The organism is Kitasatospora sp. NPDC056076 (assembly GCF_042266305.1).
In the GTDB taxonomy this organism is placed as follows: domain Bacteria; phylum Actinomycetota; class Actinomycetes; order Streptomycetales; family Streptomycetaceae; genus Kitasatospora.
The window spans coordinates 75809-97204 of sequence record NZ_JBHJWG010000022.1; the positions used below are offsets into that span (position 1 = coordinate 75809).

At 74.1% G+C, this 21396-nt stretch carries 17 protein-coding genes; 12 read left to right on the plus strand and 5 right to left on the minus strand.

Going from position 1 to position 21396, the window contains the following annotated elements; genetic code table 11:
* Nucleotides 1-208: 208 nt before the first annotated feature.
* A complete protein-coding gene (locus ACFC1T_RS20090; RefSeq protein ID WP_375890359.1) occupies nucleotides 209-1549 on the minus strand; it encodes a GH1 family beta-glucosidase in 1341 nt (446 codons plus the stop codon).
* A 318-nt stretch (nucleotides 1550-1867) separates the two neighbouring features.
* On the opposite strand from ACFC1T_RS20090, the gene ACFC1T_RS20095 reads away from it, so the two are divergent.
* From ACFC1T_RS20095 to ACFC1T_RS20105, 3 genes are all read left to right on the plus strand, one after another.
* Complete coding sequence (locus tag ACFC1T_RS20095; protein WP_375890361.1) at nucleotides 1868-3094, plus strand: esterase/lipase family protein; 1227 nt, start codon at nucleotides 1868-1870, stop codon at nucleotides 3092-3094.
* An 11-nt stretch (nucleotides 3095-3105) separates the two neighbouring features.
* The gene (locus ACFC1T_RS20100) at nucleotides 3106-4209 is read left to right on the plus strand and encodes an alpha/beta fold hydrolase (protein WP_375890363.1); all 1104 of its coding nucleotides are present in this window, start codon (nucleotides 3106-3108) and stop codon (nucleotides 4207-4209) included.
* Between the two features lie 277 nt (nucleotides 4210-4486).
* The gene (locus ACFC1T_RS20105; RefSeq protein ID WP_375890365.1) at nucleotides 4487-4903 is read left to right on the plus strand and encodes a molybdopterin-binding protein; all 417 of its coding nucleotides are present in this window, start codon (nucleotides 4487-4489) and stop codon (nucleotides 4901-4903) included.
* A 93-nt stretch (nucleotides 4904-4996) separates the two neighbouring features.
* Here the strand turns inward: ACFC1T_RS20105 and ACFC1T_RS20110 are convergent, their stop codons facing one another.
* Nucleotides 4997-9235 (minus strand): molybdopterin-dependent oxidoreductase, encoded by a 4239-nt coding sequence (locus ACFC1T_RS20110; RefSeq protein WP_375890367.1) that lies wholly within the window; start codon nucleotides 9233-9235, stop codon nucleotides 4997-4999.
* A gap of 412 nt (nucleotides 9236-9647) precedes the next feature.
* On the opposite strand from ACFC1T_RS20110, the gene ACFC1T_RS20115 reads away from it, so the two are divergent.
* The 9 genes from ACFC1T_RS20115 (at nucleotide 9648) to ACFC1T_RS20155 (ending at nucleotide 18092) form a co-directional block, all read left to right on the plus strand.
* Nucleotides 9648-10970, plus strand: a complete 1323-nt coding sequence (locus ACFC1T_RS20115; protein ID WP_375890369.1) for a sensor histidine kinase — start codon at nucleotides 9648-9650, stop codon at nucleotides 10968-10970.
* 53 nt (nucleotides 10971-11023) lie between these two features.
* Nucleotides 11024-11716 (plus strand): response regulator transcription factor, encoded by a 693-nt coding sequence (locus tag ACFC1T_RS20120; RefSeq protein ID WP_375890371.1) that lies wholly within the window; start codon nucleotides 11024-11026, stop codon nucleotides 11714-11716.
* A 455-nt stretch (nucleotides 11717-12171) separates the two neighbouring features.
* A complete protein-coding gene (locus ACFC1T_RS20125; protein ID WP_375890373.1) occupies nucleotides 12172-12363 on the plus strand; it encodes a hypothetical protein in 192 nt (63 codons plus the stop codon).
* A gap of 37 nt (nucleotides 12364-12400) precedes the next feature.
* On the plus strand, nucleotides 12401-14770 hold the full coding sequence (locus tag ACFC1T_RS20130) for a tetratricopeptide repeat protein (protein WP_375890375.1): 2370 nt from the start codon (nucleotides 12401-12403) through the stop codon (nucleotides 14768-14770).
* A 182-nt stretch (nucleotides 14771-14952) separates the two neighbouring features.
* The gene (locus ACFC1T_RS20135) at nucleotides 14953-15090 is read left to right on the plus strand and encodes a hypothetical protein (RefSeq protein WP_375890377.1); all 138 of its coding nucleotides are present in this window, start codon (nucleotides 14953-14955) and stop codon (nucleotides 15088-15090) included.
* An 86-nt stretch (nucleotides 15091-15176) separates the two neighbouring features.
* On the plus strand, nucleotides 15177-15395 hold the full coding sequence (locus ACFC1T_RS20140; RefSeq protein WP_375890379.1) for a hypothetical protein: 219 nt from the start codon (nucleotides 15177-15179) through the stop codon (nucleotides 15393-15395).
* Nucleotides 15386-16348, plus strand: a complete 963-nt coding sequence (locus tag ACFC1T_RS20145; protein WP_375890381.1) for a hypothetical protein — start codon at nucleotides 15386-15388, stop codon at nucleotides 16346-16348. The genes ACFC1T_RS20140 and ACFC1T_RS20145 overlap by 10 nt, the downstream gene beginning before the upstream one ends.
* Before the next feature lie 67 nt (nucleotides 16349-16415).
* Nucleotides 16416-17279 (plus strand): hypothetical protein, encoded by an 864-nt coding sequence (locus ACFC1T_RS20150; protein ID WP_375890382.1) that lies wholly within the window; start codon nucleotides 16416-16418, stop codon nucleotides 17277-17279.
* A gap of 42 nt (nucleotides 17280-17321) precedes the next feature.
* Nucleotides 17322-18092, plus strand: a complete 771-nt coding sequence (locus tag ACFC1T_RS20155; RefSeq protein WP_375890384.1) for a LuxR C-terminal-related transcriptional regulator — start codon at nucleotides 17322-17324, stop codon at nucleotides 18090-18092.
* Nucleotides 18093-18097: 5 nt separating this feature from the next.
* Here ACFC1T_RS20155 and ACFC1T_RS20160 read toward each other — a convergent pair whose 3' ends face one another.
* The 3 genes from ACFC1T_RS20160 to ACFC1T_RS20170 form a co-directional block, all read right to left on the minus strand.
* On the minus strand, nucleotides 18098-19501 hold the full coding sequence (locus ACFC1T_RS20160) for a sensor histidine kinase (RefSeq protein ID WP_375890386.1): 1404 nt from the start codon (nucleotides 19499-19501) through the stop codon (nucleotides 18098-18100).
* Nucleotides 19502-19505: 4 nt separating this feature from the next.
* Complete coding sequence (gene cseB / locus ACFC1T_RS20165; RefSeq protein WP_375890388.1) at nucleotides 19506-20252, minus strand: two-component system response regulator CseB; 747 nt, start codon at nucleotides 20250-20252, stop codon at nucleotides 19506-19508.
* A gap of 148 nt (nucleotides 20253-20400) precedes the next feature.
* A complete protein-coding gene (locus ACFC1T_RS20170; protein WP_375890434.1) occupies nucleotides 20401-21297 on the minus strand; it encodes an endonuclease/exonuclease/phosphatase family protein in 897 nt (298 codons plus the stop codon).
* Nucleotides 21298-21396 lie beyond the last annotated feature (99 nt).

Below are 21396 nucleotides of genomic sequence, written 5' to 3' on the forward strand. Positions count from 1 at the left end.
CCGCGGACGCACCCGTTCATGTAGCGGTCACTACAGACTCATGTAGTGACCGCTACAGTAAGAGGGGTGAAAGTCGGAGTCAATGGGCAGCGCCCAGCGAGATCCGGCCCAGGGAACCGTTCAGGGCGCACCGCCCACCACCGCTCTCCACGGATCCCGGCACAGGCCGCCACACCGCCCCGCAGGGATCCACCAGGCCCGGCCGCTGCTACCGATCCGCCGACTTCGCCCGGTGGGCGGCGATCAGGTCGCGGTACCAGGCGTACGACGCCCTCGGAGTACGGCGCTGCGTCGCGCAGTCGACGTGGACCAGACCAAAACGCTGATTGAACCCCTCCGCCCATTCGAAGTTGTCGAGCAGGGACCAGGTGTAGTAGCCGCGGATGTCGAGGCCTTCGGCGGTGGCGGTGGCAAGGGCGTCGAGGTGGGTGGCGAGGTAGTCGATGCGGAAGGTGTCGTCGAGGTCCTCGGCGGTGGAGCAGCCGTTCTCGGTGATGGTGACGGGTGGGAGGGCCTTGCCGTAGAAGTCCCGCAGGTGGAGGAGGAGTTGGCGGAGGGCGTCAGGGACGACGGGCCAGCCGAAGGCGGTGTGGGGGGCCTCGGGGATGTCGACGAGGTCGAAGGGGAGGCCGGGGGTGGTGGGGGCGGCGACGCGGGTGGGGTTGTAGAAGTTCAGGCCGAGGCCGTCCAGGCCGGGGGTGTGGATGAGGTCGAGGTCGCCGGGGTGGACGGCGCCGAAGATGTCGTCGGGGACACCGAGGGCGGAGAGGTCGGGGTAGCGGCCGAGGAGGACGGGATCGGTGAACAGCCGGTTGTGGAGGGCGTCGTAGGCCGCGGCGGCGGCCGCGTCCTCGGGTGAGGAGGTGGCCGGTTCGACGGGGGTGAGGTTGTTGGAGAGCATCACCTCCAGGCCGCGGTCGTGGAGGACGGTGGCGGCCAACCCGTGGGCGAGGAGCTGGTGGTGGGCGGCCGGGAGGGCCTCGAACATCAGGGTGCGGCCGGGGGCGTGGGTGCCGAGGGCGTAGCCGAAGACGGTGTGGACGAAGGGCTCGTTGAGGGTGATCCAGGTGGGGACGCGGTCGCCGAGGCGGTCGGTGACGACGGCGGCGTAGTCGGCGAAGTGGTGGGCGGTGTCGCGGTTGAGCCAGCCGCCGTGGTCCTCCAGGGCTTGCGGGAGGTCCCAGTGGAAGAGGGTGGGGAGCGGGGTGATGCCCGCTTCCAGCAGCGCGTCCACCAGGCGGTCGTAGAAGGCGAGTCCGGCGGGGTTCACGGGCCCGCTGCCGGTGGGCAGGATCCGGGACCAGGCGAGGGAGAAGCGGTAGCCGTCCAGCCCGAGGCCCTTCATCAGGGCGATGTCCTCGGGGTAGCGGTGGTAGTGGTCGCAGGCGACCGCGCCGGTGTGGCCGTCGCGGACGGCCCCGGGGCGGGCGGTGAAGGTGTCCCAGACGGACGGTCCGCGGCCGTCCTCCGTCACCGCCCCCTCGATCTGGTAGGCGGCGGTGGCGGCACCCCAGCGGAACCCCGCCGGCAGGTCGTAGCGGTCCGGCATGACAGCCTCCTGGCGCGAACACGACGGAAATGTGAGGGGTACTCATGTTACCGGCGGGGCGGCGGAACGCCAGAGGACCCGGTCGGTGCGGGGCCCCGGGTGTCGTCGTGCCGGGTCGTCCAGGTTCGCGTCGTGACCATGTGGTCGGCGACCACAGCGGGGTCGCCAGGGTATGGCTCGCCGCCATGGAGGGGGCACTCCGGCGTTCGTAGGGTGTCGCGAACCGGCGGCGCGATGCGGAGGAGTGGACGCGGCATGGAACACGGCTCGGGGAGAAGCAGTGGTGGGCGCAGAGGCGCGGGTTGGCTGCTCGCGACCGTGCTGGCGCTGGTGGGCGTGGTCGTCCCGGCGGGGCGGGCAGCAGCAGCGGTGCCCGCCAACCTGACCCTGGAGGCGACCTACGGCACCGTCGCCAACGGCTGGGACCGCGTGGAGCGCTACCTCGACACCACCGCCGGCTTCCGGCAGGAGCAGTACCCGCCGGACGGCCGCGGCGACCAGGACGGGCAGCGGCTGACCTTCTTCGGCGGCGTCAAGCAGCCCTTCTCCGGCCGCTTCCTGCTCTACTCGGCCCCCGGCTGGAACACCGGCGCGCACCCGGTCCCGGTACTGCTGGTGCACGGTGCCAACGACAACCCCGACCGGGCCTGGGCCAACCCCGGCGAGTCCGGCGGGTACGGCTGCGGCTCCGCCTCCTGCCCGAACACCGGGCTGATGCAGAACCTCGCCGGGCGGGGCTACCGGGTGTTCGCGATCGGGTTCGCCCACAAGCAGGGCGACAACCTGATGCAGGCCCAGGAGGTCGGCGACGCCGTCGCGCTGATCCGCGCCAAGCTCGGCGTCCCGCAGGTCGACGTGGTGGGCTGGAGCAAGGGCGAGATGTCCGCGCGGGCCTACGCCTCCTCGGTGAAGCCCTCCTGGGGCCGCCCGTACGCGGGCGACGTGCGCAAGCTGATCACCCTCGGCGGCCCGAACGGCGGCTACGACTACCCGTTCGCGCACGGGTGGGCGCACGACTTCTCGATCTGGCCGCAGTGCGGCGGCGCGGTCAACGCCCCGTCCCCGCACCTGCGCATGACCTGCTACGGCACCTACACCGCGCACCCGGAGTTCTCCTTCACAGCGGCGGGCGGCTACGACGACTACCCGGGGCAGCGGCAGATGCTGGCACGCTGGGACTCGGTGTTCGGCGTCGACCAGACCCAGCAGGACTGGTACACCACCTACTACGGCGGGCAGGGCTTCTACACCGACGGCGGCGGCATCCAGGCCGCGATCGACGCCGGCTCGCTGATCGCCCCGCTGCACCGGGCCGGAGTGCCCTCCTCGGTGACGGCGTACCTCCTGGCCGGCGGCACGCCGAGCATCGTCGGGATCTTCAACGAGAACCGGGGGCCCAGCGACGGCGTGGTGTTCGTGTCCAGCGCGCTGGACACCACCGGCTTCGGCACCGTCGGCGGCACCGCGCTGATCCCCCTCGCCAACCACCTGCAACTCGGCTGGGACGGCGCCGCGGGCGCGCAGGTCGCCGGCTGGCTGAACTGAGGACGATCCGGATGACCACCGAGCGACCGACGACCGAGCAACCGACCACCGAGCGACCGACCACCGAGCGGCTGGTCACCGAACGACTGGTCACCGAACGACTGGTCACCACCGACCGGCTCACGGTGCACCACGCCGAGATCGAGGGCCGCACCGGGGAACCCGTGGTCCTGGTGCACGGGAACGTCTCCTCCGGCGCCTTCTGGCACCCGACCATGACCGCGCTCCCCGACCGCTACCGCCCGCTGGCACCCGACCTGCGCGGCTTCGGCCGCACCGAGCCGCTGCCGGTGGACGCCACCCGGGGCCTGCGCGACCACAGCGAGGACCTGCTGTCCTACCTCCGGGCGCTGGCCCTCGGCCCGGTCCACCTGGTCGGCTGGAGCATGGGCGGCGGCGTGGCGCTGCAACTGCTGCGCGACCGCCCGGAGCTGGTCCGTACGCTCACCCTGGTCAATCCGGTCTCCCCCTACGGGTTCGGCGGCACCCACGGGGTGGACGGGCGGCTCAACTCCCCCGACGGGGCCGGCTCGGGCGCCGGCGGCGCGGCACCCGAGTTCGTCCGGCTGCTGGACGAGGGCGAGACGGGCTCCGGGTCGCCGTTCGCGCCGCTCTCCGTGCTGAACACCGCCTACGTCAGCGAGCCGCTGCCGGACCCGGACCGCTACCTGGCGGCGATGCTGACCACCCGGACCGGCGAGGACCACTACCCGGGCGACAGCCGCCCGAGCGGGGCCTGGCCGGGCTTCCGGCCCGGCGACCGCGGGGTGCTCAACTCGATGGCGCCGACCCACTTCCGGATCGACGACCTGGAGTCGGTCGAACCGAAGCCGCCGGTCCTGTGGATCCGCGGCACGGCCGACGTGATCGTCTCCGACACCTCGCTCTTCGACCTGGCCCACCTGGGGGCGATCGGCGCCGTCCCGGGCTGGCCCGGCGCCGACACCTGCCCGGCGCAGCCGATGGTGGCGCAGACCCGCGCCGTCCTGGACCGCTACGCCGCCGCGGGCGGGCGGGTGCGCGAGGTCGCCGTCGAAGGGGCCGGGCACAGCGTGCAGGTGGAACGGCCGGAGGAGTTCCTGACCGCGCTGGTGGAGGTGCTGGGCGGGGCCTGACGGCGGCTCCGGGAGGCGCCGTCAGGCCCCTGCCCCGTGGCCACGCCGCCGCCTATCAGAGGCGGCGGCGATCCGCAGCCCCGAAAGCTCTGAAAGGGGAGGCCCGAGAGCCCGAATTCTCCTGACGTTCGACCGAACGGGAAATGCGACGCCTCCGCGCCCCTTGCCCTCGCGGATGCGAGGGGCTTTCTCCGGGGCGTGATCGGCGCGGCTAGCGTGGCCGGTGGCGGCCCGAAAGCCGCGGTTTCCACGACCGACCCGAGTGAGGCGTACGTCCATGAGCCTGAGCATCCGCAACCAGATCCCCGGCACCGTCACCTCCGTCACGGCCGGCGAGGCCATGTCCGCGGTGAAGGTCCGCCTGGCCGGCGGTCAGGACATCACCGCGGCGATCACCACCGACGCCGTGAAGGACCTCGGCATCGCCGAGGGCACGGCCGTCAAGGCGCTCGTGAAGTCCACCGAGGTCTCGCTCGCGACCGCCCGGGTCGAGGGCATCTCGATCCGCAACCAGATCGCGGGCACCGTCACCGATGTCGCCACCGGCGGGGCCATGGGCTCGGTCAAGGTCGACGTCGAGGGCGGCGAGCTGACCGCCGCCATCACCAAGGACGCCGTGGAGGCCCTCGCCCTCGCCGCCGGCTCCCCCGTCGTCGCTCTGATCAAGTCGACCGAGATCTCGCTCTCGGTCTGATCAGGTCCAGTCCAGTCCGTTCCGATTCGGTCCGATCCGCTCCGATCCAGTCGGGTTCGCCGCGTTCGGGTCCGCACGGCCGGCGCGGCGGGATCAGTAGACGTCACGGACATAGCGCTTGTCGCTCGCGAGTTGACGGACGTACGCGGCGGCCGTCTCCTCGTCCGTGCCGCCGTGGGCCGCGACGATCTCCCGCAGGGCTCGGTCGACGTCCTTGGCCATGCGGCCGGCGTCGCCGCAGACGTAGAAGTGGGCGCCGTCCTGGAGCCACCGCCACAGGCGCGCGCCGTGCTCGCGCATGCGGTCCTGGACGTAGACCTTGTTGCGCTGGTCGCGCGAGAACGCGACGTCGAGGCGGTCCAGGTGACCGGATGCCCGGTACGCCTCCAACTCCTCCCGGTAGTAGAAGTCGGTGGCTTCGCGCTGCTCGCCGAAGAACAGCCAGTTCGGTCCGGTGTGGCCGCGGGCGCGCCGGTCCTCCAGGAACCCGATGAACGGCGCGACGCCGGTCCCCGGGCCCACCATGATCATCGGGGTGGTGGGGGCCGTGGGCGGTCGGAAGTGCCGGGAAGGCTGGACGAAGACCTGGACCGGGCCGTCGTCGGCGCAGTCCGCGAGGTAGGTGGAGCAGACACCCGCGCGATCGCGGCCGAGGTCGTTGGTGTAGCGGACGACGGACACCGTGAGGTGGACTTCGCCCGGGTGCACCAGCGGGCTGGAGGATATCGAGTACAGCCGGGGCTGGAGCCGCTTGAGCACGCCCGCCCACTCCGCGGCGGAGGCCCGGACGGGGAACTCGCCGATGACGTCGGCGGCCTGCCGGCTCCAGCTCCACTTGGCCAGTTCGCCCGTGTTGCCGGGCCGCAGCAGCCGCCTGAGCCGGCGGTCCCCCGTCCGCTCGGCGACGAACCCGAGCAGGTCCGGGGTGAGGCGGGTGATGTCGAGCCGGGTCCGCAGGGCCTCGCCCAGGGGGATCCCTCCGTCGCCGCGCAGTTGGACGGTCTCCTCGGGATCGAGACCGGTGAGGGCCAGCCACTCGGAGACGAGCGCGGACCCGTTCGAGGGCCAGACACCGAGGGCGTCACCGGCCTCGTAGGCGAGTTCACCGCCGCGGGTGTCGAAGGCGAACTGCCGTACCTCCTTGCGCGATCCGGACCGGCTCAGCACCCGATTGCCGATCAGGAGGGTCGCGAAGGGGGCGGACTTCGAGTACGTGACGGGTACGGCCGGGCCGAAGGAGGGGGGCGCGGCGGTCGGCAGCACCTCGGCCGGGACCCGCCCACCGGGCCCCACCACGGCGCCCGCCCTGGCGAGAGCGGCGGTGACCTCGTCGAGCCAGTGCGAGGCGGGCCCGTCGTCGTCGGGTTCGCAGTCGGTACGCGGGTGCAGGCGGGTGGCCCCGAGTTCGGCGAGGCGCTCGTCCAGTCGGCGGCCGTGGCCGCAGAAGTCGGCGTAGCTGGAGTCGCCGAACGCCAGCACGGAGTAGCGCACGCCCTCCAGGCGCGGAGCGCCCGGAGCGAGGAGGTCCTGCCAGAAGCGGGCACCGTTGTCCGGGGCCTCGCCGTCGCCGAACGTGCTGGTGATGATCAGCAGGTCCGTGTCGGAGGTGAGTTGCCGGGGGGTGGCGTCGGCCATGGCGTGCAGGGCCGGGGTGCGGCCGGCCTCGGCCAGGGCGGCGGTGGCGGTGGCGGCGTACTCCTCGGCGGTGCCGGTCTGCGAGGCCCACAGGACGAGGAGGCTCCGGGCCGGATCGGCGGTCGTGCCGGGGACGGGCACGGACGTCTCGGGCACGGACGTCTCGGGCACTGGCGCGGCAGGCCCGGGGACGGGCGCGACCGGGGCAGCGGTCCGCGAGAACATCCCGGCCGTCAGACCGTTGACCCACTGTGCCGTCGCCGGGCCGAGGGGGGCGTCCCCGGGAAGCACCGGAACCCCGCCAGGCGGGGCGAGTTCGATGCCGGACAGGTAGCCGGACAGGTAGCGGCGCTCCGGTTCGGTGAGGGCGGGCGGGGTGAGGTCGCCGATTCCGAGCAGCGCGGCGAGGGCCGGCACGGCAGCGGCCGGGCTACCGGCCACCGCCGAAGCCGGGGCCACCGCCGGGGCCGGAGCCGGAGCAGCAACAGGAGCAGCAGCAGGAACAGGAACGGCGACAGGAGCGGCAACCACCCGCATCGACACCGCGCAGGCCTTCAACTCCGGCTGGAAGGACACCGGGTCGACGGCGTCGTTGGTGACGGCGTTGACGGCGAGGTACTCCCCGAAGAGGTCGTTCCAGTGGAACGGGGCGAAGCAGTTGCCCGGACGGACGCGGTCGGTGACGACGGCGGGCAGCACCGCCCGGCCGCGGCGGGAGGCGATCTCGATGCGGTCCCCGTCCCGGGCGTCCAGCGCGGCGGCGTCCTCGGGGTGGACCTCGACGAACGGGCCCGGATCGAGCCTGTTCAGCCTGGCGACCTTGCCGGTCTTGGTGAGGGTGTGCCACTGGTGTGGCAACCGGCCGGTGTTGAGGACGAACGGGTAGTCGTCGTCGGGGAGTTCGGCGGCCGGCAGGTGCGGTCGGGGGAAGAACTGCGCGCGGCCGTTCGCGGTCGGGAAGTTCAGTCTCGGCCGGGTGCCGTCCTCCCGCTCCAGGAGGGCCTGGCTGATCCCGTCGTTGAGGTAGCGGATCGGGTTGCGGTCGGGCCCGCCCGGTGCGGCGGGCCACTGCACCGGCGTCCGGCGCAGCCGCTCGTAGGTGACGCCCCGCACGTCCCATCCGGTGTGCGGGTTCCAGGCCTGTTTGATCTCCTCGAAGACCTCCTCGGAGTTCGCGTAGGTGAAGGCGTCGGCGAAGCCCATCGCGCAGGCGACGCGGGCGATCAGCTGCCAGTCCGCGGTGGCCTGGCCGGGCGGGGTGACGACGCCGGGCACGAGGGTCAGGCCGCGTTCGGAGTTGATCATCACGCCGTCGGACTCCGCCCACAGCGTGCCGGGCAGGATCACGTCCGCGTACGCGTTGGTCTCGGTCTCGGCGAAGACGTCCTGGGTGATGACGAGTTCGGCGGCCTCCAGGCCGGCGATGACAGTCCTGCGGTTGGCCACCGAGGCGACCGGGTTGGTGCAGATGATCCAGCAGGCCTTGATCTCGCCGGCGGCCATCCGCTCGAACATCTCCACCGTGCCGCGCCCGGTCTCGGCGCGCAGCGTGCCCGCCGCGATGCCCCAGAGGTCCTCGACGAAGGCGCGGTCGGCGTCGACGAGGACGGAGCGCTGGCCGGGCAGGCCGGGTCCCATGTACCCCATCTCGCGGCCGCCCATGGCGTTGGGCTGGCCGGTCAGGGAGAGCGGGCCGGCTCCCGGCCGGCAGATCGCGCCGGTGGCCAGGTGCAGGTTGACCAGGGCGTTGGTGTTCCAGGTGCCGTGGGTGGACTGGTTGAGGCCCATGGTCCAGCAGCTCATCCAGTCGCCGGCCTCGCCGATCCACCGGGCGGCGGTGCGGATGTCCTCCTCCGGGATGCCGGTGATCCCGGCGACGGTGGCCGGCGGGTAGTCGGCCAGGAAACCCGGCATGCCGTCCCAGCCGTCGGTGTGCTCGGCGATGAACTCCTCGTCGGTGTGCCCGTTCTCGACCAGCAGGTGCAACAGGCCGTTCAGCAGGGCGAGGTCGGTGCCGGGCCTGATCTGCAGGAACAGGTCGGCCCGGTCGGCGGTGGCGTTGCGGCGCGGGTCGACGACGATGAGCTTCGCACCGGCGGACCTGATCCGGTCCGCCATCCGCAGGAAGAGGATCGGGTGGCAGTCCGCCATGTTGGCGCCGATGACGAGGAACGCGTTCGCGCTGTCGAAGTCGGCGTACGAGCCGGGCGGGGCGTCCGCGCCGAGCGAGAGCTTGTAGCCGCTGCCCGCACTGGCCATGCACAGGCGGGAGTTGGACTCGATCCCGGTGGTCCGGACGAACCCCTTGGCCAGCTTGTTCGCCAGGTACTGGGCCTCCAGGCTCATCTGCCCGGAGACGTAGAAGGACAGCGCGTCGGGGCCGTGCTCGTCCAGGACCGCCCGCAGCCCGTCGGCCACCGCCGCCACCGCCGCTTCCACGTCGACGGGCTCCCGCGGCCGGCCGCGGGCGGTGCGCATCAGGGCCGTCTCCAGCCGCCCGGGCGCGGCGAGCAGGTCGGCGTGCGTCGCTCCCTTGGTGCACAGCCGGCCGCCGTTGGCGGGGTGCGCCTTGTCACCGGACACCTTCGCGACGGTCCGGCGGCCGCCCGCGTCCTGCTCCAGGTCCAGCACGATCCCGCAGCCGACCCCGCAGTACGAGCAGACCGTCCGTACCCGGCTCCTGTCCGTCCCCGCCATCGTTGCCCCCCTCACCCGTACGAGTGCCGTGGCACCGCCGGTCGCATCCGCCGGCAACCAGCAGCCGAATACCGTACTCCGGCCGGAAGTCACCGTAGGAACCGGGTGTTGCAACCGGCGACGGTGATCGCTTCGGTCGCGTTACGGGCCCCGCACCGCCCCTGGTCCGGGCTGTGAGGAGGGCCCGGGAGCGGGCGGCGTCCGCGGCCGCCCGGTGAAGGCCGGACCACTCGGCGGCCGCCGGCGGCCTCCTCCCGGAGCGCTCCACGGCGAGGCGGAGATCGTCCGGATTCCGGAGGTTTCTTCCGTCTGCGCGAATGATCAGGCATTTTGGTGTGATGCAGACAGTGATGTCCGGAGCCGTCGACCAGCCGACCGAGGCCACCGCGCCCTCCTCCGTGGTCGCGCACCGGTGATCCGTCACCCACTGTCACGCAGCTGGCGGCCGCGCACGCTGCGGGCCCGTACGACGGCAGCGGTCGGTGCCCTGCTCCTCACGGCGATGGCGGGCGCCGGAGCGCTGGTCGTCACCGTGATGCACTCGGACCTCCAGGCGGTCGTGCAGGACGAGGCGCGCCGCCAGGCGGTGTCCGGCCTCGGCGTCACGCCCAGGAGTGACGCCGGCCGGAGCCTTCCGGCGGCGGGCGAGCCGGCCACGCCGGGCCCCGGCGCGCCGGGCCCCACCGCCCCCTCCCCCTCCCCCCTCACCGTCGGTGAGGCCCCGGCGCTGGTCACCCCCGAGAACCCGCCGGAGCACAGCGAGTGGGCGGCGAACGGAGGGCTCGTGTCCACCGCCATGGTGGACCCGGAAGCAGCGCACCGGGCGCTCCACCGCATGCTCCTGTGGACCGCCCCCGTCGTCCTCCTCCTGGTCGCCGCCGGCACCTGGCTGACCTGGGCCGCGCTGGGGCGGGTGCTGGCCCCGGTGGAGGCCCTGCGCCGGGAGGTCTCCGACATCACCTCCACGGACCTGCACCGGCGGCTCCCGGTGCCCGAGGGCCGCGACGAGGTCGCCCGCCTCGCCACGGCCATGAACACCACCCTGGAACGGCTGGACCGGGCGGTGGGGCGGTTGCGCACCTTCACCGGTGACGTGTCCCACGAGCTCCGCAGCCCGCTCTCCGTCCTGCGCACCCGCCTGGAGCTCGCGCTGGCGCACCCCGCCGGCGTCGACTGGCCCGGGACGGCCGCCGAGGCGCTCAAGGACACCGAGCAGCTCCAGGACCTCGTCGACGACCTGCTGCTGCTCGCCCGCGTCGACGCCCACCGCCCCGGCCGCGAGCAGCCGGTGGACCTCGCCGCGCTGGCCCTCGCCCAGGCCGATGCCCGTGCCCTGCCCGCCGGGATCGCCGTGGACGTCACGGCCCCCGGGCCGGCCCCCGTGCTCGGGATCCCCTCGCACTTGTCCCGGCTCCTCACCAACCTGGTGGACAACGCCCGCCGCCACGCGCGCAGCGCCGTCCGGGTCCGGGTGGCCTCGGACGGCGGCCTAGTGACCCTGGAGGTGACCGACGACGGCCCGGGCATCCCCGCCGCCGACCGCGAGCGGGTCTTCGAACGCTTCACCCGGCTCGACGAGGCGCGCACCCGCGACGACGGCGGCGCGGGCCTGGGCCTGGCGATCGCGAAGGCCGTCGCCACCGCCCACCAGGGCACGCTCACCGCCGAGGAGCCCACCGCACCGCACGGCGGCGCCCGCCTGGTGCTCCGGCTGCCCGCCGGGGCGGCGAGCTGAACCCCGCTACAGGGTTACCGCCGGGTCACCGGACCGAACGGCATCCTGATCCCATGCGCCTCCTGATCGTGGAAGACAACGTCCGCCTCGCCGACCTGCTCAGACAGGGCCTGACCGCCGAGGGCTTCGAGACGGACTGGGTCGCGGACGGGCAGCTCGGCCTGCGGCGGGCGCTGGACGGCGGCTACGACGTGATCGTCCTCGACGTGATGCTGCCGGGGATCCACGGGTACGACGTGGTCGCCCGGCTGCGCGCGAACGGCAACCGGACACCGGTCCTGATGCTCACCGCCAAGGACGGCGAGTACGACATCGCCGAGGGCCTGGAGACCGGCGCCGACGACTACCTGATCAAGCCCTTCTCCTTCGTCGTCCTCGTCGCCCGGCTGAACGCGCTGCTGCGGCGCACCGCGCAGCGCTCCCCGACCGAGTGGCTGGTCGGGGACCTCCGGGTGGACCCGGTGTCGATGCGGGTCTGGCGCGGGGAACGCGAAGTCGAGCTGACCGCCAAGGAGTTCGCCGTCCTCGCCTGCCTCGCCGAACGCGCCGAGCAGGTCGTCACCAAACCCGAGATCATCGAACGCGTCTGGGAGAGCCAGTCCGAACGGCCGCTGAACGTCGTCGAGGTCTACATCAGCGCCCTGCGCCGCAAACTCGACACACCCTTCGGACGGATGAGCATCCTCACCGTCCGGGGCGCCGGCTACCGGCTCACGGCGCGACAGCGGGGTGACGGACACCCGTGACGGGCCTCGGCGCCCCGGGAACGCCGAACGCCGGACACCGAAAAGACGTCCCGGGCCGACCGGAGAGGGGGAGGTGCCCGAATGGACGAAAGTCCGCGCCGTTCCGGCACGCTCATCGAAAAGAAGTCGCCCCTCGAAATCCGAATCAACGGGCGCCCTTCCTCCGGAAGCTATCCGAAGAGTTCCGGAACGGGCCACACGAACCTTGACGCGGCTACAGCCGACCGATCGTCAATCGCTGTTCCAGCAAAGGCCTGCCGGAGGTCCTTCCTGTTCAGGACCTTCGTCACTGAGCCCGGGGACAGGGCGTCCGTACCGTTGGGCACTCACTCACGCGGAATTCACTCGAACCGCACCCCGACTTCCAGAAGCCAGGGCTCCGGCCCCGGCCGTGAATTCACCGATCGGCGCAATTCAGCGGCCGCCTGACCCGTCGGTCCCGAACAGGAAAACCCGTGCCCACCCCACCACCCACACCCGAGGACGCCGCCGCCTTCCACAGGCTGCTGTCCGCCGACCACCAGGCGCCCGACCTCGCCCTGCTGCTGCGCGTCCTGCACCGCCTCCGCGACCAGGTCCCCGACCGGGCCGGCTGCGCCCTCCCGTCCCCCGAGGTGCCCGCTGCCGGACGGTTCGGCCCCGGCTGAGGCTCCTGCCCCGTACTCCCTCCCGACAGAGAGCACCATGAACGTTCGACGTCTCCGCACCCTCGGCATCGGCATCGCCAGAGCCGCGGCCGGCCTCACCAGGGCCGAACTCGCGCCGCAGCGCGTCCACCGCGCCCTAGGACCGGCAACCGCCCGCCCGGCCCCGGCACCCCGCAGCGCACCCGCAGCGCCCACAGCGCCTGCGGCCCCCCTCGGCCGCCGGCAGCCCACCGCCTCGCCGCCCCCCGGCCCCGCCACCGCTCCCGCGCTCCCCCCGCACGAGGCCGTCGCCCTGTTCGCCGCGGAGGCGGGGCGGTCCCGCGCGTCCTGCGACGACCCGGCGCTGGCCGAGGTCCTTCGCCTGTGCGGCCACCGGCCTGCCGCCGTCCGCCTGGCGGCCGCCGGCCTGCGCAAGAACCCCTTCGCCCGGGTCGCCGACCTGGCCTCCGAACTGGCCGCGCACACCCGGGAGGCGGCCCTCGGCGGGGAGTCGGACGTCCCGTTGGCCGCCGCCGTCCGGCTCGCCTACCAGAACCTGACGCTCGCCCAGCAGCGGCTGGTGCGGCGCCTCGGGCTGCTCCCCGGCGAGGACTTCGACGACCACGGCGCCGCGGCCCTGGTCGACGCGGGCGTGGCGGCGGTCCGGCCGCTGCTCGACGACCTGGTGGCCCGCCGCCTGCTGGACGAGCGGACCGTCGGCCGCTACCGGATCCCCGCCGGGCTGCGCGGCCGATTCCAGGCCCTGGCCGACACCGAGGGGCCCGCGACCCGGGCCGGGGCCGTCGACCGGCTGCTGGACCACTACCTCGCGAACGCGGCCACGGTGGCCCGCCAACTCGGCGAGTGCCCCCCGGTCGCGGCCGACGACCCGCCCCTCCCGGCCGAGCGGACCCCGGACCTGTCCGGCCTCGATCGGGCCCTCGCCTGGATGCGCCTCGAACTCCCGAGCATCGACGAGGCCGTCAGGATCGCGGCGAGCACCGGGCGCCACGCCCACGCCGTCCTGCTGCCCGCCACCCTGCACGGCTACCTGCGGGGCCACGGGCACTGGCGACAGGCCCGTACCCTGCACCACATCGCGCTGGACAGTTCGGTCGTCCTCGACGACCGCCTCGGCCGGGCCGAGGCCCTGGTCAACCTGGGCGACCTGGAGCACCTGGCCGGCGAGCCGGCGAGCGCCGTCGAGCGGCTCGACCAGGCGCTGGAGCTCTACCGCTCCCTGGACGACCCGCACGGCGAGGCCGTCGCCCTGACCCGGCTCGGCCACGTCCTGGAGACCGAAGGCCGGTACGAGGCAGCGGCCGAACGGCACCGGAGTGCCCTGGCGATCCACCTCGGCGAACGCCACCAGATCGGCCAGGCCCACGCGATGGTCGACCTCGGCCGGGTCCAGGTCCTCGCGGGCCAGTACCCGCAGGCGACCCAGAACCTCCAGCCCGCGCTCGCGTCCTTCCGCACCATGGGGCACCGCAACGGCCAGGCCCGCGCCCTGCACGGGCTCGGCCTGCTCCACGAGCACACCGGGCAGTACGAGGAGGCCGCGCAGCAGCACGAGGAGGCGCTGCGCCTCCACACCGCCGGGGGCGACCAACTCGGATGCGCGGACGCCCTGTTGGGCCTGGGGCGGATCCTGGAACTGATGGGCCACTACCCGGAGGCCGCCGCCGGTCTCCAGGAGGCGCTGGCCCGCTACCGCGTCCTGCGCCACGACACCGGCCAGGCGGACGCCCTGCTCGCCCTGGGGAACCTCCACCGCCTGACCGGACGGTTCGAGGAGGCCTCCCGCGAGTTGGGGGCGGCCCTCGACATCCATCGCGACGGCGGCAGGCGCCACGGCGAGCTGGCCGCGCTCGCCCAACTGGGCGACCTCGCCCACGACCTCGGCCAACTCCCGGTGGCGGCGGACCTGTTGCGCCGGGCCGTGGAGGGCTTCTGCGAACTCGGCCTGCGCGCGGGCGAGGCCGGTGCACTGGGCCGACTCGGCGACGTCCAGCGGACGATGGGCCACCACGAGGCGTCGGTGCAGAGTCTGTGGCAGTCCCTCTGCCTGTACCGCGACCTCCAACACCCCGGCGGCGAAGCGGAGTCGCTCAACCGGCTGGGCACCCTCCTGCTCGACGTCGGCTGGTCCGACCCGCGGACCCACTACGAGCCCGCGCTCCTCATCGCCCGCACGATCTCCTCCCCGTTCCAGGAGATGCTCGCCCTCGACGGGCTCGGCTCCCTCCTCCAGGAGCGGGGCCACTCCAGCGCCGGCGAGGCGCACCTGCACGAGGCCTTCGCCATCGCCGAACGCCTCGGGACGCCGTACTCCCCGAGGCTGGGCGCGCACCGCATGCCCCGCACCGATCGTCCGACCGCGTACCCCGAGGCCGGCACCGACCCCACGCCGTTCGGCGGAGGCTGAGCCAAATCCCGTGCAGTAGACGAATCTTGACGGAATGTCAGATCCGTTCGAAATGCCCCGCCCCGGATCCGACGCTGCCGCCGCCCCTTCGGATCACCCGTCCACCACCGAGCGGCAGGGCGCCGGGAAGTCCGCGCCCTGCCGCTCGCCCGCCCTTTCCCCCCACCACGGAACGCCGACCGATGCCTGCCTTCGCTTTCTCCTTCTCCGCACTCCCACCGATCCGCCGGGTCACGGCCGTCCTCTCCACCGCGGTCCCGGCCGCCGTCGCCCTGATGGCGTGCGAGCAGGCGGGGCACGTCGGCGGTGGTGCCGGGTGAGCGCGCAGCCGGGACCGATCGAACCGGTCTCCAGGCGTTCCCGGGAACTCGTCGTACGACCGCCCCGCTCTGCCGGCCCGGAGGACGTGGCGCGCGGGGCACCGGGGGTCGGCACGCCGATCTACGACGCGCTGGTCAACGACTTCGGCGATCCGTTCAGCCGTCTGGGGCCCTCCCGGGCCCGGCTGCTCCGGGTCGGTGACCTCGATCCCGGCCGTCCGCGCGCCCCCGACACCTCCGACCCCTCCGAGCCCTCCGACGCCTCCGACGCCCCGCAACAGCAAGGACCCGCCCGATGGAGCTGATCGTCCACGACCACGCCCCGGTGCACATCTCCGTCGCCGACGACGCGCTGGGCGGTGCCGCGCAGGCGGCCCAGGAGGCGATCCGGCTGGCCTTCGACTGCGAGTTCCTGGGCTGGCACGGCTACTGGACGGACCCGCAGGTCGGCGTCCCCGAGGATTCGCGGCTGCTGGCCTCGATGACGGCCGCCGTCGCCACCGCCGCCGAGGCCCTGCACGTGGGCGTCGGCACCGTGCTCCCGCCCCCGGCCGGCGGCATCCCGGTGTCGACCGGCTACGGCCTGCTCAGCCGGATCTACCCCGCCCGCACCGACCTGGTCATCACCCTCGACAAGGCCCGGATCCCCGTCGGGTCCGACCTCACGCTGCCCGGTCCGACGGCCGGCGGCCCGCTCTCGGAACTCGCCGGCCTGTTGGACACCCTCCGACCGCAACGGTCCCCTGGCCGCACGGCTCCCGCGCGCGAGGAGCCCGGTCCGTCGACGACCTGGCTGCTGGGCGGCGAGCACCGGGACGCCGCCATGGCCGCCGACCACGGGCTCGCGTTCTGCTACGCCCCCGCCACCCCCGAGGCCCCGGACCCCGACCCGGTCGACCGCTACCGGGACACCTTCCGCGCGGGTACCGGCGGAACCCGGCCGCGCGTCGGCCTGGCCGTGCGGATCGCCTGCGCCGACGAAGCCGACGACGCCGCCTTCATGGGGGCCCTGCTGGCCTGGGCCGACCGCCCCGGACCGACGGACCCTCCGATCCGGCCGGACGCGGGCGGCCGCTGGGAGCCCGCACCGGTCGGGGCGCTGGTCGGCACGCCCGCCCGGATCGGGCCGCAACTGGCCCGTCTGCTCGACCTCCACCGACCCGACACGCTCGCGGTCACCACCGTCTGCCCGGACTACGCCCTCCGGCTGCGCTCCTACGAACTGGTCCAGGACCTGGTCGCCGACCACCGCTCATGAGCGCCGCGTCCGCCGAATCCTCCGCGCCCTCCGCGTCCTCCGCATCCGCAAGCCCCCGGGAGCACCGGTGACCACCGCACCCGCCGTACGACAGCACCTCCGCCACGCCCTCGCCGCCCACGGCATCACCGGCACGCTCCACGAGGGAGCCGCGCCGGCCGGCTCCTGGCTGGCCGTGGACCTCCCGGACCGGTCGCAGCTCCGGATCCACCTGCCGCCGTACGGCCCGGACGGCCCGACCGGTCCCACCCGGCCCCGCGCCGATCACCACCTCGGGACCACCGGGAGCACCGGGAGCACCGGGACCGTCCTCCGGGACGTCGTCCCGCTGCCCGCCACCCCAGCGGCGGCGGTCCGGGCGCTCGCCGGCTACCTGGCCGGCTGGCAGCTGACACCCGCCGCACGCCACCCGGACCTCCCGGTGGGCCCGTCCGGCGTGATGAACCTCCCCGCGCGCAGGCTGTCCCACGGCGACGTGACGGTCCACACCGCCTCCGGCAGCGAGGCCGTCGTGACGGAGGTGTTCCGGATCGGCAGCAGCCACGTCCGGCAGACCGTCCGCACCGTCACCGGCCCCACCCGCGGCCACGCCGTCGAACTGCCGGACGCCTTCTGGCAGTTCCCCCGGACCCACCGCCTCAGCGGAAGCCACCGCGTCCCGGTCCTCGCGTACCGGCGCCACGATCCGGACGACCTGCCGCCGGTCCCCTACCCCGCCGTACCCGGCGCCTTCGCGCCCGGCGACCGCGTCCTCCACGACGGCGTCCGCTGGGAACGGACCCGGAAGGCGTGGTACCGGAACGAGCGCGCCGCCCGGACCCTGCGCGACGGGGACCGTGAGATCCGGCGCCTCTTCACCGACCACCGCCACCTGCGCCGGGGGATCCCGGAGTACCTCCCCGCCCCCTCCCGGCCCGACGCACGCGGCTGACCGCCCGCGCCGCGCCCTGTCCGAAGGAGTGACAGTCGCCCCATGACCACCGACCGCAGCACGACCCGCCGCCCGGCGGGCACCCCGCCCGCACTCGCCGGGCGCAGGCCCCCGGTCGTCCGGGAGACCCCCGGCCGGCGCCCGATCCGCGTCGCCCTGGTCGACGACCGGGCGGACTTCCGAACGGGCCTGCGCCAGGCGCTCGGCGAGCGCGGCGACCTCGTGGTCGTGTTCGAGGGGAAGCCGGACGTCGACCTCATCGCGTGCGTGCACCACTTCCGACCCGACGTCGTCCTGATCGGGGTGGAGTCGCCCGGTTCGGCCCTCGACCACACCGCCCGACTGGTGCAGGGCTCGCTCAAGCCACCGCCGGTCATCGTGCTGACGCCCGCCTCCGACGGCCGACCGGCCCGTGGGGTGCTGACCGCCGGCATCCGCGGCTGGCTGCTCAAGTCGACACCTCCCGGCCAGCTGCGCAACGCGATCCGGCTCGTCGCCTCCGGCGGCGCGGCCGTCTCCCCGTCGACCCTGCGCGACGTGGCCGGCGGCGCCGGTGACCGCCAGCCACCGCTCTACTGGTCCCGGATCCCGCTCCTCGGCGCACTGACCGCCCGGGAGAAGGACGTGCTGCGCCTGCTCGGCCGGGGGCTGACCGACGCCGAGATCTCCGACCGCCTCCGGATCACCGGCTCCTCGGTGCGGACGTACATGTCCCGGCTGCTCACGAAGCTGCAACTCGACCACCGCACCCAGGCGGCGATCTTCTCGTACGAGCTGTCGCACCTCGGCGACGCGGCCTGGCAGCCGGCCTGACCTCCTCAGACGCCGTCCGGGCGCTCCCGCTCCTCCGGGGCGTCCGGACCCTCCGGGTGGCCGAGGTCGAGGGTGGCGAGGTCGAGGGTGGCGAGGGCTCCGCCGTCCGGGGCGTTGGTGAAGGTCAGGCGGGCGCCGAGGACGGCGGCCTGGCCGACGGCGATGGTGAGGCCGAGGCCGTGGCCCTGGCCGCGTTCGGCGGCGCCGGTGCGGAAGCGCTGCGGCCCGTGGGCGAGGAGGTCGGCTGGGAAGCCGGGACCGTGGTCGCGCACCGTGACGCGGCTGCCCGTGACGGCGACCTCGACCGGGGCGGCGCCGTGCCGGTGGGCGTTGGCCACCAGGTTGGTGACGATGCGCTCCACCCGGCGCGGGTCGGTCCGGACGACGGCGGGGGCCGCCGGCCGGAACCGGGTGTCGCCGCCCGCCTGCCCGATCGCGTGCGCGACGAGGTCGCCGAGGGGGACCTCGTCGAGCCTGGCCCGCTCGGCCCCGGCGTCGAGCCGGGAGACCTCCAGCAGGTCCTCGACCAGGCCGCGCAGGGTGCGGACCTGGGTCCGGACCAGGTCCGCCGCCTCGTCGTCCTCGGGCAGCAGTCCGGCGGCCGTGACCAGGCCCATCAGCGGGGTGCGCAGTTCGTGGGCGACGTCGGCGGTGAAGCGCTTCTCCGCGGCCAGCCGCCCTTGCAGGGTCCCGGCCATCTCGTCCACGGCCGCCGACATCTCGGTGATCTCGTCACGGGCGCGGCCCCGACGGCCGATCCGGGCGTCGAGCTCGCCGTCGGCGATCCGGCGGGCCGTCCGGGAGCCGTGGCGCAGCCGCCGGTTCATCTGCTCGGCCGCGAGCGCGGTGACGGGCACGATCACGGCCAGGGCGACGAGGGCGGCCTTGACCATGTTCCGGTCCAGCAGCTGGAGGTTGCGCACCTCGGCGCTCATGTCGGTGCGGACGGTGAGGACCTGGTTGTCGCTGACGGGTACGGCCGCCCACATCCAGTACCAGTTGGGCGCTTTGACGTCGTACCAGAGGGCGTACTCCCCCGGTGTCCGCAGGTTCGCGACGGCGTGCGCCAGCGGCCCGGGCAGGTCGGCCGGGGGCTGGAGGTCGGCGGGGTCGGGGCGGCGGCCGGTGCGGGTGAACTCCTTCTCAGCGGCACTCAGTTGAGCGATCGCGCGGTCGCGTCCGGTCCGGTCGCCGCGCTCCGCGGTCGCCCGGTGGACGAGCAGGCCGATGGTCGCGGCGACCGTGCAGCAGGCGAGTGCGACCAGGGCGGCGATCTTCCAGCGCAGGGAGCGCGGGTTGAGGCGCCACAGGTCTCGGCGGCGGCGCGGGTCGGGGGTTCGCGGCTCACGGCGGCGCGGGTCGGGGGTCCGCGGCTCACGGCGGCGCGGGTCGGGGGTCCGCTCGGTCATCCGGTCAGCTCCGGACGAGCTTGTAGCCGAAGCCCCGGACGGTCTCGATGCGGTCGGCGCCGATCTTCTTGCGCAGCCGTACCACGCAGAGGTCGACGACCCGGGTGTCGCCCTCCCAGCCGTAGTCCCAGACGTCGCGCAGCAGGCGGCGGCGGTCCAGGACCGTACCGGGGTTCTCGGCGAAGGCCAGCAGCAGGCGCAGTTCGGTGGGCGTGAGGGGGACGGCCCGACCGTCCAGCCGGACGTCCAGGCCGCGCAGGTCGATGGTCAGGTCGCCGAGGACCAGGAGGTCCGGCCCGGGCCGGGTGTCCTGCGGGCGCTCCGGCGCGGGCTCCTGGGCGCGCTCCCCGGCCGGCCCCCGGTGGAAGGTGGCGCGGCGCAGCAGGGAGCGGATGCGGGCGACCAGGACGGGGATGTCCACGGGCTTGACCACGTAGTCGTCGGCGCCGGCCTCCAGTCCGGCCACGACGTCGAGGGCGTCGCCGCGGGCGGACATCATCAGGATCGGGGTGAGGCCCTCCTCGCGGATCCGCCGGCACAGGCCGATGCCGTCGAGGCCGGGCAGCATCACGTCCAGGATCAGCACGTCGTGCGCCCCGGCCCGGAAGGCCTCCAGGCCGTCGAGCCCGTCCCCGGTGACCTCGACCCGGTACCCGTAGCGCTCCAGGGCCAGCTGGACCGAGCGGCGGATGACCGCGTCGTCTTCGACGACCAGCACGCTGACCGGGTCGGGTACGCGGGTTCCGGACAAGAGTTCTCCCGTGTCGTGGCCTGGGGATTCGCGCTCGTTCGAGCTCACTGGTGACCGATCGTAGCCGCACGGGGCGGGGCACCGAGGATGCCCGGGGCGCCACCGGTGCGGCGGCCGGACGGCTTGCCGGGGGTCGGGCGGCGGCCGGTCACAGCCGCAGGGTCGCGGCGACCGGCCGGTGGTCGCTGCCGGTGTCGGGCAGGGTCCACGCCGAGCGCGGGGTGATGCCCTTCACCAGGATCTGGTCGATCCGGACCACCGGGAACGACGCCGGCCAGGTGAAGCCGAAGCCGTCACCCGCCTCCTGCTGCGCCGACCGCAGCGGCCCGGTGAGCACGTCCAGCGCGGAGTCGTCGACCGAGCCGTTGAAGTCCCCCAGGACGACGACCCGCGGGAGCCGTTCGGCCCGTACGGCCTCGGCCAGCTTGGCGGCCGCCTCGTTGCGGCGGGCCGTGGTGAAACCGGCGGCCGGGTGCACCCGGACCGAGGCGAGGTGCGCCGCGTAGACGGCCACCGGACCCTTCGGGGTCCGGACGGTGGCGCGCAGGGCCCTGGTCCAGGGCATGATCTCCACCGGCTCCACCGCCTCCAGCGGGTACCTGCTCCACAGCCCGACTCCGCCCCGCACCTCGGAGTAGGGGTAGGCGGCGGCCAGTTCGTGCCGGTAGGTCTCCTGCGCCCGGCTCGCCAGCTCCTCCACCGCCAGCACGTCGGCGCCCGAGGCGGCCAGCGCGCGGGCCGTCCGGCGCGGGTCGGGGTTCTCCTCGTTGACGTTGTGGCTGACCACGGTGAGGTCCCCGCCGCCGGCGCGCTTGTCGACGAGGGCGGGAGCGAAGAGCACGGTCCAGACGAGGGCGGGGACGAGGACGGCGGCCGCCGCCAGGACGGACCGCCGGACCGCCGCCAGGAGCAGCAGCAGCGCGACGGCCACGCCCGACCAGGGCAGCACCGTCTGCCAGAGGCTGCCGAGGTGGCCGACGCCGTTGGGCAGTTGGGCGTTCAGGGCCATCAGGGCGGCGCAGAGCACGGCCGCCACCACGATCAGCCGCCCGCGCGGCCGCCGCTGCCGCGCCTGCCGCGCCGGACGACGGCCCGGACGACGGCCCGGACGGTGGACCGGACGACGGGCCGGACGGCGGTGGCC